9 protein-coding genes are annotated in these 12,185 nt (G+C 61.4%); 2 read left to right on the forward strand and 7 right to left on the reverse strand.

The features are described 5' to 3' along the window. Nucleotides 1-160: 160 nt before the first annotated feature. The gene (ileS, locus tag I6J28_RS06250) at nt 161-3,331 is read left to right on the forward strand and encodes an isoleucine--tRNA ligase (RefSeq protein ID WP_204608373.1); all 3,171 of its coding nucleotides are present in this window, start codon (nt 161-163) and stop codon (nt 3,329-3,331) included. 71 nt (nt 3,332-3,402) lie between these two features. Here the strand turns inward: ileS and I6J28_RS06255 are convergent, their stop codons facing one another. The 6 genes from I6J28_RS06255 to I6J28_RS06280 all read right to left on the reverse strand — a co-directional run bounded on the left by I6J28_RS06255 (nt 3,403) and on the right by I6J28_RS06280 (nt 9,674). After that, nucleotides 3,403-4,635 (reverse strand): MFS transporter, encoded by a 1,233-nt coding sequence (locus I6J28_RS06255; RefSeq protein WP_204608375.1) that lies wholly within the window; start codon nt 4,633-4,635, stop codon nt 3,403-3,405. Continuing rightward, nucleotides 4,632-5,276: a GntR family transcriptional regulator gene (locus tag I6J28_RS06260; RefSeq protein ID WP_204608377.1), complete on the reverse strand. Its 645-nt coding sequence runs from the start codon at nt 5,274-5,276 to the stop codon at nt 4,632-4,634. The genes I6J28_RS06255 and I6J28_RS06260 overlap by 4 nt, the downstream gene beginning before the upstream one ends. Nucleotides 5,277-5,341: 65 nt before the next feature. Then, complete coding sequence (locus tag I6J28_RS06265; protein WP_204608379.1) at nt 5,342-5,965, reverse strand: metallophosphoesterase family protein; 624 nt, start codon at nt 5,963-5,965, stop codon at nt 5,342-5,344. Continuing rightward, nucleotides 5,955-7,619, reverse strand: a complete 1,665-nt coding sequence (locus tag I6J28_RS06270; RefSeq protein WP_204608381.1) for an ABC transporter permease — start codon at nt 7,617-7,619, stop codon at nt 5,955-5,957. Before I6J28_RS06270 ends, I6J28_RS06265 begins: the two co-directional genes overlap by 11 nt. A gap of 3 nt (nt 7,620-7,622) precedes the next feature. Continuing rightward, on the reverse strand, nt 7,623-8,684 hold the full coding sequence (locus I6J28_RS06275; RefSeq protein ID WP_204608383.1) for an ABC transporter substrate-binding protein: 1,062 nt from the start codon (nt 8,682-8,684) through the stop codon (nt 7,623-7,625). Between the two features lie 9 nt (nt 8,685-8,693). Further along, nucleotides 8,694-9,674, reverse strand: coding sequence for an ABC transporter ATP-binding protein (locus I6J28_RS06280; RefSeq protein WP_204608385.1), 981 nt, complete (start codon nt 9,672-9,674; stop codon nt 8,694-8,696). Nucleotides 9,675-9,832: 158 nt separating this feature from the next. Here I6J28_RS06280 and I6J28_RS06285 point away from each other — a divergent pair, with 158 nt between their 5' ends. Then, nucleotides 9,833-11,221, forward strand: coding sequence for a DNA polymerase IV (locus I6J28_RS06285; RefSeq protein WP_204608387.1), 1,389 nt, complete (start codon nt 9,833-9,835; stop codon nt 11,219-11,221). Here I6J28_RS06285 and I6J28_RS06290 read toward each other — a convergent pair. Further along, nucleotides 11,218-12,111 (reverse strand): asparaginase, encoded by an 894-nt coding sequence (locus I6J28_RS06290; protein ID WP_204608389.1) that lies wholly within the window; start codon nt 12,109-12,111, stop codon nt 11,218-11,220. The genes I6J28_RS06285 and I6J28_RS06290 overlap by 4 nt on opposite strands. Nucleotides 12,112-12,185: the final 74 nt, after the last annotated feature.

The following is a 12,185-nucleotide window of genomic DNA, read 5'->3' on the forward strand; positions in this document are numbered from 1 at the left end:
GGAGCAATTCAGAAGAACAGCCAGTGGGGCCCAGTAGAACTGAACGGGTGGGACCGTCAACTCCTTCACCGAAACGAAGCGGAGCCTTCGGGCTCAAGCAGGGTGGTACCGCGAGCCTTAAAGGCGCGTCCCTGCACCGTGTTAAGAGTGAAGGATAATTATGGCGAAGAAGATTTACCCCAAGGTCGACATGACCGGCGGCTCCAGCCGCTTCCCAGATATGGAAGAGGAAGTCCAGAAGTACTGGAAGCAGGATGATACCTTCCAGGCTTCGCTGGAAAAGACTAAGGACTGCCCAGAGTACATCTTTTATGATGGCCCTCCATTCGCAAATGGCTTGCCGCACTATGGCCACCTTTTGACTGGTTATGTGAAGGATATTGTCCCGCGCTACCGCACGATGGCTGGCAATTACGTACCTCGCGTATTCGGCTGGGATACCCACGGTCTGCCCGCTGAGCTGGAGGCGGAAAAGCAGCTGGGTATCACTGAAAAGGCGCAGATCGAAGACATGGGCTTGGAAAAGTTCAATGAATACTGCGCTAAGTCCGTGCTGGAGTACACCGACGAGTGGGAAGAGTACGTCAACCGCCAGGCCCGCTGGGTGGACTTTGGCAACGGCTACAAGACCATGGATATCAACTACATGGAATCGGTCATGTGGGCGTTCAAGGAGCTTTATGACAAGGGCTTGATCTACAAGGGCTTCCGAGTTCTTCCGTACTCTTGGGCGGAGCACACTTCTTTGTCCAATCAGGAGACCCGCCTGGACGATTCTTATAAGATGCGCCAGGATCCGACCCTGACGGTTACCTTCCCAGTGGAGGGCGCGCGCGAGGGAAGCGCGGCAGAAAAGACGTTGGCGGAGTACCCTGCGCTTGCCGACGCCTCTTTCCTCGCCTGGACCACCACCCCCTGGACCTTGCCTTCGAACGAGGCCTTGGCGGTTCATCCAGAGGTTACCTACGTGCTCTTTAAGGCTACGGAGGGCGATTTTGCTGGCCGTACCTTCATCATGGCGGAAAACCTGCTGGCCACCTTGGAGAAGGAACTAGGGGAGGCCGAGGTACTGGAGACGTTTACCGGCGCGCAACTCGAGGGCTTTACCTATGAGCCTATCTTCGGCTTCTTCCCGGATCTGCGCAATGCCTACCAGGTCTTGATCGCTGATTACGTCACCACAGAGGACGGCACCGGTGTGGTACACCAGGCTCCTGCGTTTGGTGAAGACGATATGAATACCACCAACCAGTACGACATCGAGCTGGTCATCCCGGTGGACGAGGACGGCAAGTTCACCTCGCAGGTTCCGCCTTATGAGGGCCAGCTGGTCTTTGACGCGAATAAGGACATCATCAAGGACCTGAAGGCTGCTGGGCGAGTGGTGCGCCACGTAACCATCGAGCACTCCTATCCGCACTCGTGGCGCTCGGGCGAGCCGCTTATCTACATGGCGCTGCCGGCCTGGTTCGTGAAGGTGACCGAGTTCCGCGATCGCATGGTGGAGCTTAACCACAAGGAGATTGAGTGGCTGCCGGAGCATATCCGGGATGGCCAGTTTGGCAAGTGGCTCGAGGGCGCGCGCGACTGGAATATCTCTCGTACCCGCTACTGGGGTGCGCCTATCCCGGTGTGGATGTCCGATGATGACAACTATCCGCGCATGGATGTCTACGGCTCCTTGGATGAGCTGGAGCGCGATTTCGGAGTTCGTCCGGAGTCGCTGCACCGTCCGCACATCGACGAGTTGGTGCGCCCGAACCCGGATGATCCGACCGGTAAGTCGATGATGCGCCGCGTGCCAGACGTGCTGGATTGCTGGTTTGAGTCCGGCTCGATGCCCTTTGCGCAGAAGCACTACCCATTCGAGAATAAGGAATGGTTTGAGACCCACTCGCCGTCCGATTTCATCGTGGAGTACTCCGGTCAGACGCGTGGTTGGTTCTATGTGATGCACGCGCTGTCCACCGCGCTTTTTGATCGCCCGGCGTATAAGAAGGTCGTGGCCCATGGCATCGTGCTCGGCAACGATGGCCTCAAGATGTCTAAATCCAAGGGCAACTATCCGAACGTCAATGAGGTCTTTGATCGTGATGGTTCGGATGCCATGCGCTGGTTCCTGATGTCTTCGCCTATCCTGCGCGGAGGCAACCTGATCGTGACCGAGCAGGGCATTCGCGAGGGCGTGCGCCAGGCAATCTTGCCTATCTGGAATGCCTATACCTTCCTGCAGCTCTACGCAGAAAAGGAAGCAAAGTTCGACACCAGCTCCACGCATGTTTTGGACCGCTATATCTTGGCCAAGACCCACGACGTCGTGGCCAATGTCAACGCGGCGCTTGCCGATACCGATATCGCCACGGCAACCGAAGAAGTACGCCTGTTTGCCGACGTCCTGACCAACTGGTACGTCCGTCGCTCGCGCGATCGTTTCTGGGAGGGCGAGGACGCCCATCCTGAGGCGTTTAATACCTTGTACACCGTGCTGGAGACCGTGACTCGCGTGGTGGCACCGCTGCTGCCGCACGTGGCAGAGGTTATCTACCGTGGACTGACCGGTGAGCGTTCGGTGCACCTGGCGGATTACCCGCAGGCTGCGGACTACCCGTCCGATGCAGAGCTTGTCTCTGCGATGGATGCGACCCGCGCGGTCGCTTCGGCCGCGTCCTCGGTGCGCAAGTCCAATAAGCTGCGCAACCGCTTGCCGTTGCCGAAGTTGACGGTGGCCCTCAATGGGGCGCAGCGCCTGGCGGACTTTGCCGATATCATCCGCGACGAGGTCAATGTCAAGGAAGTTGAGCTTACTGACGACGTCGATTCGGTAGGCACCTTCCAGGTTGTCTGCAACGCGAAGGTTGCCGGCCCGCGCTTGGGCAAGGATGTGCAGCGCGCCATCAAGAACCTCAAGGCGGGCAACTACGAACGCCGCGGCGAAGAGGTTGTAGTGGACGGCGATATTGTGCTTGGCCCGGATGAGTACACCGAGCGCCTGCAGGCAGCGAATCCGAAGTCGACCGCGCGTATCGAAGGCCTCGACGGCCTGGTAGTACTCGATACCGAGGTGACCGAAGAGCTCGAGGCCGAAGGCTGGGCGGCGGACGTTATCCGCGGCCTGCAGGATGCCCGCAAGGCTTCTGGGTTCGAGGTCTCGGACCGCATCGCGGCCGTACTCTCTGTCCCAGAGGAGAAGAAGGCCTGGGCGGAGCGTCACGCCGACCACATCGCCGGTGAAGTGCTCGCCACCGATTTCCAGGTGACCACCGAGGCGCTCGATGGTGCGGACGTGCACGAGGTGGTGAAGGGGGTTAACGCTACCGTCGTTAAGCAGTAGCGCGTAACTTGCCACCTAAAAGTAATTGCCCAGCCTTAGCGGCTGGGCAATTTTTTTATGAGTGATAGGACTTAACGGACCGGGCCGGGCAGATGAGCGCGCCAGCCGAGGACGACGTTAACGAGGCAGCACAGTGCGAGCACGGCGCCAATGAGGAATAGGGTGGTAAAGCCGAGCAGCGGCGCGAGTGCGCTGAAGGCCATGGGGATGAAGAAGCCGGTATAGGAGACCGAGTAGTACACGGCGGTGAGGCCGGCGAGTTCTTCGGCACGGGCGATGCGCTGGACCTCGGAAAGACCGGCGACAAGGGCGAGGCCGTAGCCTGCGCCCATGACGGCGGCACCGGCGATGCCGAGCGGCAGGGAGCGAGTATGGGAGGCAACCGCACCGAGGATGGTGCCGACGGTGATAACGCCCATGGCAACTGCGGAAGCGCGGGCCGAGCGGCTGGTATCGATAACCTTGCCGAGCATCTGGATGCCGACGCCGCAGCCCAAGGTGATAACGGTCATCAGGCCCGAGAAAGCGATGGGGGCATCGCCGGCAGACTTGGACAAAAGCTGGGGCAGGAGGGCATAGGCGGCGCCAGCGCAGCCGAAGACCCACGGTGCGACCGGCAGGACAATGCGCACGAAGCGGCGGTGTGCTGCGGAGGGAATGTGCAGCATGCGCAGCATGTCGCGGATGCTCAGGTCAAGGAAGGAGTCTTTTACCGTAGCGCCCCGCGGCGGGCGGGTTTCCGGGGTCTTCATCAGCCAGATAGCGGTGGCGACGGTGAGGAGGATGTGCAGGATATACGCCAAGTGGGTCGGCCACGGGCCCCACTGGGCCAGCACCGATGCGAGGCCGGCGCCGATGAGGAAGCCTAATGTCAGGCACATGGAGGCGTGGCGCGGGCCGGCAGCGGGATCGCCGCCTGCGCGGGTGATGAGCTCTGCCACCCACGTGGAGCCGACGGCCATGACGATGCCCAAAGCCAAGCCGCACATGATGCGGCCCACGGCAATGACGAGTGGCTCGTTCGGTGCGATGGACAGAAGGAAGGAACCGAGTAGCGATAGTGGCGCGGCAGGCAGCATCGTGGGGCGGCGGCCAATGTAGTCCGAAAGCGGGCCAGAAATCAGCAGCGCAGGCACGATGCCGAGCACATAGGCGGCCAAGAGGCCATTGACGGTGACCTGCGAGAAGTGTGACTCCTCGCGGTACATGACTAGGAGAGGGGTGAACTCATTGCCGCCCCACGCGACAGCGACCATGCTGCCAGCGACGGGAAACCATGAGTGTTTGGCAAACTTTTCGGTCATAGTTGATTCCTCGAGTTGGTTAGGTGGGTGTCCAATGCGGAAAGGTAGGCGTCGAGGTCGCCGGTGCGGAGGGCATCGGCAAGCGCGCGGTGCTGATCCACGAAGGTGCGGGCGCGGGCTACGTTGCGGCCAATGGCCGTGGCGGTAAAACGCTGCTGGCGTTCGCGCAGCTGGTGTCCCAGCCCGGCCAGCAGGGTATTGGCCCCGCCATCCATGATGATCTGGTGGAAACGCGCATCTAGGTGCGTATAGGCATGCAGGTCTGCGCCATTCAACGCAGTGTCCTGCTCCGCGATGGTCGCGTCCAGCTGATCAGCGATGTCCGCGCGCTCGGCATCAGACATTGCGCAGATCTTTTCAGCACAGTGCCTATCCACGAGCAAGCGTGCCTCATAAACCTCGCGGATTTCCTGCGGGCTGATCGGCACGATGAGTGCACCCCGCCTGGGATAGAGCTGTAGAAAGCCTTCGACCTCTAGGCGCAGGAAAGCCTCGTGCATCGGGGTGCGGCTAATTCCCATTTCGGTAGCCAGGGAGGCCTCGGAAAGCATCTGCGAGGGCTCGAAGGAGCCGTCAATGATCTTCTCTTTGACGAAGTCATAGGCGCGCTCCGCGGCGGGCTGCATTCGTTCATTGGACATGCATCCATCTTGCATGCAAGCTTGCATGCAAGCAAGCGTGCAGTGGCACTTTGTGGGGAACGGATCTAGCTAGGCAAACGTGTGACGTGGCACGTATCGGGGTCGAAGAGTAAGCCGTGGCCCATGCCGACCCAGCCGATGAAGGGGGCGTCGGCAAGCGTGTGCGGGGTGTGGACGTGCCCGAGGATCCAGGCATCGGCCTCGCAGGCCTGTAGCTTAGCCACGGAAAGCGGCAGACAGGTGCCTTTAGAAAACTCACCGGTGACGGAAGAATGTAGGAGGCCGAGGAGGGGCCCGTCGCAGCGGCGGGGAGGAAGCTGGAGGTGGCGCGGGTCCGGATCGGTGGCCACCGCTGCGGTTAGAACCGTGGTGTTTCCTATGCGAAAGGTATGCACCTGCGTGCCGTGGACTGTGACCTCGGGCGGTAAGTCCAGGTTGTGGTGGGTATCGTGGTTGCCAGAAATGAAGTGGACCTCGCCGAACAGTGTGGCAGCGTGGGCCATTACGGCGCGGGCCTGGGGCACGAATTCGGACGCCTCAGCGTTGCGGTCGATGATATCGCCCAAGCACACGCACGCCGTGGCTCCACTATTGGCGGCAACTTCGAGTTCTTGCAGGGCCCAGTCCAGCCCAGGGGCGCCCGGGCGGCCTAGGTGCAGATCGGCAAAGACAAAAATGCTAGCGGGCATGTGCGGCCTTCCGGTTTTGCCACCAGGTGATAGCTACCAAGACAACGGTGGAGGTTCCGACGCCGATGAGCGTCATAGCCATGGCCTCGGCACGGTGGCCTTGATCGAATTGGTTCATGATCCACGGAGCCAAGAGGTTGACTTGGCTCGGGCGAATGAGTGAGGACATGACCAGCTCGCGGATGCCTACGAAGAAGGCGAGGAGCCAGCCAGCGAAGATGCCAGGGGCAAGCAGGGGCAGGGTGATGCGCCCAAAGGTATGCAGAGTGGAGGAGCCGGAAATTGCAGCGGCCTCGTAGACGGTAGGGGAGACGGACTCTGCTGAAGCCTTGATGTTTTGGATGGCCATGGGCAAAAAGAGCACGGTGAAGGCCATAACTAGCATGCCCATAGTGCCGTAGGGCGACCATGGCAGCCAGGGAGAGTTCCACAGCAAAATAAATCCAATGGCCAGGACAATTCCGGGAACGGTGTCGGGGGCGATGGCCAAGAAATCGCTGAATTTTGCGGTAATGGTGCTTTGGCGGCGGGTGAGCACCGTGACGAGGACGCCGAGAGCAACGGCGGTGGTCGCGCCAAGGGCGCCTAGTCCGATGGAGCGAACAAGTGCCTCTTGAGCGGTGGGCATCTGCACAACGATGGAAAAGTAATCGAAGGTCAGGTTATTAGGCGTAGGCGGGGCCGAGCGCAGAATGGTCATCGCGGCCAAGGTGATGGAAAGGTAGGGGATGACCACCGCGGCCATGAAGATTGTTGCGGTCACCACAGCGCCGAAGATGGTGCCGACCGAGCCGAGGCGGATACGTACGGGGCGGCTTACTCGGCCACCGCCGGAGAGGTCGCGGCGTGAAATCCATTGTTGGAAGGCCCAGGCGGCCACGCCGATGGCAAAGAGCACCGACGAGGAGGCAGCGGCGCTGGAAAAATCGAGGGGGTCGATGGTGACGTCTTCATAGATGGAGGAGACGAGCACCTTGTAGCCAATGGCGTTGCCAAGCGTGACTGGGGTGCCAAACTCGCCGGCGGCCTTAATGAAGATAATCAGCGCGCCGAGGGAAAAGGGGCCGATTATGTTCGGAGCGATGATGCGCACGGCTTGTTGCCAGCGGCTCGCGCCGGCTATCTGTGCCATCTCCAGCGTGGACGCCGGAATGGAATTGAGGCAGGTGCGCAGGATGAGGTACAAGAATGGAAAGAGCTCCGCGGCCATGATGAAGGCCATTCCCCACACCGAGTATATGGCATCGTGGGCGAGCTTGCCGGCGCCGTGGCCGAGCAGCATCTCGGCCACACCACCGCGGCGGGTGAAATCCATCCACGCCATCGCTGCCGCAAAGGGTGGGGTCATAAACGGGATCATGATGACGATCTCGATCCAATTGGCCCTGCTAAACCGCGTCCACGAACGGAGGAAGGCGAGCGGCGCGGCCATGAGCGTGGCAAATGCCACGACCAGCACGGACAGCAAGATGGTATTGCCAAGGATGTGCAGCATGCCCGGTTGGACAATGCTGCCTAGGGCTGAGGGCTCATCGTGGTAGCCCACGGCCGCGTTGACCAGCACAGAGGCTAGCGGCGCGGCGACGAGGGCGAGCAAGATGAGAAGGACCCCGTAGATCCCAAGGCGACGTTGGGGAGTGGTGGTGGAGCTCATTGGTTACTTCAGGTAGCGCTTAGCAAAGGTTTCCTTGATGTCCTTGGACTGAGAAACCAGGCCATCGAGGTCATCGTTGAGGGTCTTAATCTCATCCAGCTTCGGGCCATTCTTTGGAGCGATGTCCTTATTGGCCGGGATCATGTTCTTGGAGGCCGAGATCTCCTGTGCCTCATCGGAGAACATGAAGTCCACGAATGCCTCTGCGGCTTCCTTGTTATCGGAGGACTTGAGGATCATGACTGGGCGCGGGGTAACCGTGGTGCCGGAGGTTGGGATAGCAACCTCGAGCGGCTCGCCCTTCTTCTGCGCGGAGTATGCGGAGTAGTCAACGCCGCCGAGGACAATGCCGCGCGAGCCGGAGGTGACCTGGTCGAGCGCTGGGCCATTGGCGCCTTGGACGATCATGCCGTTGTCAAAGAGCTTGTCAAAGAGATCCCAGGTCTTCTCCTCGCCCCACTGGTCTACCATGGCCGCGATGAGGTCGGCAGCGGTACCGGATTCGCGCGGGTCCGGCATGATGATTTGGTCCTTGTACTTTTCATCGGTGAGATCTTCCCAGTCCTTCGGGGCCTCGTCCACGACGTTGGTGTTGGTTACCAGCGCTAGGGCCGAACCATCGCGGCCGGTAAACGCCCCGCTTTTCGACGCCCACTTGGACTCAATCTTGTCCGCTCCCTCCGGCGTGTACTTTTCAAGGGCGCCGGACTTTTCCTGCTTGCTAGCTGCCGCCCAGGAGGCGAGGTAGACCACGTCAGCCTGCGGGTTGGCTTCCTCGGCCTTGAGCTTGGCGGTGATCTTGCCGGTGGTATCGGCAAAGACGTTGACGTGGACGTCGGTCTTTTCTTCGAAGGCCTCCACGAGGGCGTCGGTAAGCCCCTGCGGGTTAGCCGAGTAGTAATCCACCTCGCCGGACAGGCCTTCAGGTGCCTGCCACTTTTCGGCAGAAGAGGTGGACTGGTCGGTGGCGGTATCGGCGCTGTCCTCGACGGATCCGCAACCGGTCAAGGCGAGCGCACCAGCAGCGGTGGTGGCGATGGTGGCGGTGAACTTCTTGGTAAACATGTGTGGCTCCTATGCAGAAAGAGAAGATGGATAGTTGAGGTAGACGGTCTCGCCGCGAGTGAAGCGATGCGGTGAATACGTCACCCAGGGTTCCTCCGCCCCGGGGACGTCGCAGCGCAACTCGTAGCGCCCACCGATGTAGTGAGCGCCAAGAACCTGCGCCTCGACCCGGCGCGGGGAGGCGCCGGTGTCCTCCTCCGCAGTGGTGACGGTGAGATTTTCTGGACGTACGCTGGGCAGCCGTGGGTGGCGGTTCATGGTGCCTACAAAGCCAGCGATGAAATCGGTGGCCGGCTGTTCATAAAGGGTGACCGGATCCGCGAATTGTTCGATGTGGCCTTGATTCATAACCACGACGCGATCCGACATTGCAAGTGCCTCGGCTTGGTCGTGCGTGACGTAGATGACCGTCAGCCCCAGCTCCTGTGCCAGCTGGGTGAGCTCGGCGCGGATTTGCACGCGCAGCGCGGCGTCAAGGGCGGACAGTGGCTCATCCATGAGCAGGAGGTCCGGATTCGAAACCAACGCACGGGCGATGGCGACGCGTTGCTGTTGGCCGCCGGAGAGCTGGTTTGGCCGCGCCTTCGCTTTGCTGGTGATGCCCACCATGTCCATGCAGGCGCGCACCTTCTCGGATCGCTGGCCTGCCGCCACCTTATTGCCTGGGGTTGTCAGCGGAAACTCGATGTTCTTTTCCACCGTCATGTGCGGCCACAGTGCGAGGTCCTGGAAGACCATCGACAGCCGGCGCTTGTTGACGGCCACATTGGTCCGCGGACCATAAACCTCTCTCTCACCAATGGCAATGGTGCCCGCATCAGGAGTTTCCAACCCGGCGATGCAGCGCAACAGGGTGGACTTACCGCAGCCGGAGGGACCCAGAATAGAGATGAATTCACCGCGGTTGATGCTTAGATCGGTCTCGTGGAGGCCCGTATTATCGGCGAATTCGCGCTTAACGCCGCGCAAGATGACGTGGGGTGAGTTCATAATCAGCGAAATACTTTCTTCAAGAAATAACCTCGAAAAAGATAAGGCCGTAATATTGCATGTGGGTGACGTGAAGATGGAAAGAAATAAAAGCTTTAATTAACGGCGCACAAACACCCAGGAGTGCATGTGGAGGTGCGCCTATTAGACTGGGCCGCATGCAACGCTGGGTTCTACACATCGACATGGACGCGTTTTTCGCCTCCGTCGAGCAGCTAACCCGGCCTACCCTGCAGGGGCGTCCCGTCTTGGTGGGCGGCACCAGCGGGCGCGGCGTGGTGGCTGGCGCCTCCTATGAGGCGCGCGTGTACGGTGCGCATTCGGCCATGCCGATGTACCGCGCGCAGCAGCTTGTTGGACTTCGCGCGGTGGTGGTGCAGCCGCGCCGGGCGGTGTATTCAGCGGCCTCGCGCCGCGTATTTGGCATTATCGCGCAACACGTGGAGGTCATTGAGCAGCTTTCTATCGATGAAGCCTTTATGGAACCCGCCGCCTTGGAAGGAGCGAGCGCGGAGGAGGTCAAGCGCTGGGCGGATGAGCTGCGCGCGCTCATTCGGGAGGAGACGGGCCTGCCGTGCTCCATTGGGGCGGGATCGGGCAAGCAATTTGCCAAGATTGGATCGGGTGAAGCGAAGCCTGATGGCACCTTTGTTATCCCAGCGGAGCGCCAGCTAGAAATGCTGCACCCCCTTGCGGTGAACAAGCTGTGGGGAGTCGGCCCGGTGACCGGCGCGAAGCTCAAGTCCATCGGCGTCGAGACCATTGGGCAGCTGGCGGCGATGACGCGCAAGGAAGTAGAGATTTCCATCGGCAGCGTGGTGGGGCTGCAGCTGTGGCGGCTGGCCCGCGGCATTGATGACCGTGAGGTGGCGCCGCGCGCTATTTCTAAACAGATTTCTACTGAGCACACCTACCCGAAAGACTTGCAGACCGCCCCTGAGGTCGATGCAGCCATCACTCGCGCGGCTGAGGGCGCTCACCGCCGGTTGCTTAAGGACGGGCGCGGCGCGCGCACCGTAACGGTAAAGCTGCGCATGGCGGATTTTCATATCGAATCGCGCTCGACCACCTTGCCCTACGCGACTGACGACGCCGCCGTGCTCACCGCCGCCGCCTTCAAGCTTGCTCGCTACCCCGATGAGCTGGGGCCCATCCGCCTGGTAGGGGTGAGCTATTCCGGCCTAGAGACCGCTCGCCAAGACGTGCTTTTTCCGGAGCTAGACCGCGAAATAGTGCGCCCTGCACCGGCAGACACGGACTATGAAACTGGGGTGAGCGACGACGCAGCACCGGCCGTTCCAGCGCCTACGGTGACGGTGGAGGAAGAAACCGATAACCAGTGGCACGCCACGCAGGACGTCTTCCATCCCGACTACGGCCACGGTTGGATTCAAGGCGCCGGCCACGGGGTGGTCAGCGTGCGCTTTGAAACCCGCGCCACGGGTCCCGGCCGCACCAAATCCTTCGCGGCCGACGATCCCGCGCTCGTGCCAGCAGACCCGCTCGACTCACTGGATTGGCAAGACTGGCTGACCAGCGAGGACTAGCCCTCCTGAGCAAAAAGCTCTGCCGGATCGGTACCGGTGGCCAGCGCCGCCGCGAGCAGGATTCGCGCTTGGCTCGGGCGGAACCATCCGGCGTTGATGGCGCCACGTTTGCCCAGGCTCGCGCCACCGCCGTCGCCACCGTAAGCCAGCGCCGTCGGGCCATAGGGTGTGCGGGTAGAAATGATGACGGGGAGGCCGGCGTGGAGGGCGTCGGCAAGCGCGCGGCCCATGTCCTCGCCCATATTTCCCGAGCCCATGGCCTCCACAATGAGACCGGTGGTGGGGGAGTTTACGGCGGCGTCGACCAGCAGGCGCCCCGCTCCCGGATAGGCGGGGATGATCTCGATACGCTGCGACGCCAGCGGGGCAGGATGCAAACGCGGGGTGGTGCCAGGAACCGGCAGCGACTCAAACCCGCGCAGGTCACTGGTGTGTCGCTTGCGCGCACCGCGCGCCGGGATGGTCTCGCCGCCAAAGCAGAGGAAAACCCCAGGGCGCCCGCTGGCCGCTAGCTCGCGGGCAGCGCGCAGATTGGTGGGGCCGTCGGCCGCAGGGTGATCGTAGGCGCGCTGCGCTCCAGTAAGCACGATGGGTTTTGCCCCTGCGCAGAAAATCTCCAACGCCAACGCGGTTTCCTCCATGGAGTCGGTGCCATGGGTGATGATCACGCCACCGATGTCCTCGCGCGCGGTGTGCTCATTGACCACCGCAATGAGCTCATCGAGGTCCGCCAAAGTAATAGAGGACGAGTCGAGCTGGCGAAACTCCACTACCTCGGCGTCGATTTCAGCGGCAAGGTCCGCGCCGGAGATTGTGGGAACCAGGGAACCATCGGCCACGGTGGTGCACGCGATCGTGCCGCCGGTGGCGATCAAAGCAAGTCGGGTCATGCACTCAAGGTTAAAGAAATCTCCGCCCACGCGGCGGGCGCAGCCCGGAAAAGGCTGGTGCAGCTGTAAACTGA

The organism is Corynebacterium tuberculostearicum, assembly GCF_016894265.1.
Taxonomy (GTDB): Bacteria; Actinomycetota; Actinomycetes; order Mycobacteriales; family Mycobacteriaceae; genus Corynebacterium; species Corynebacterium tuberculostearicum_D.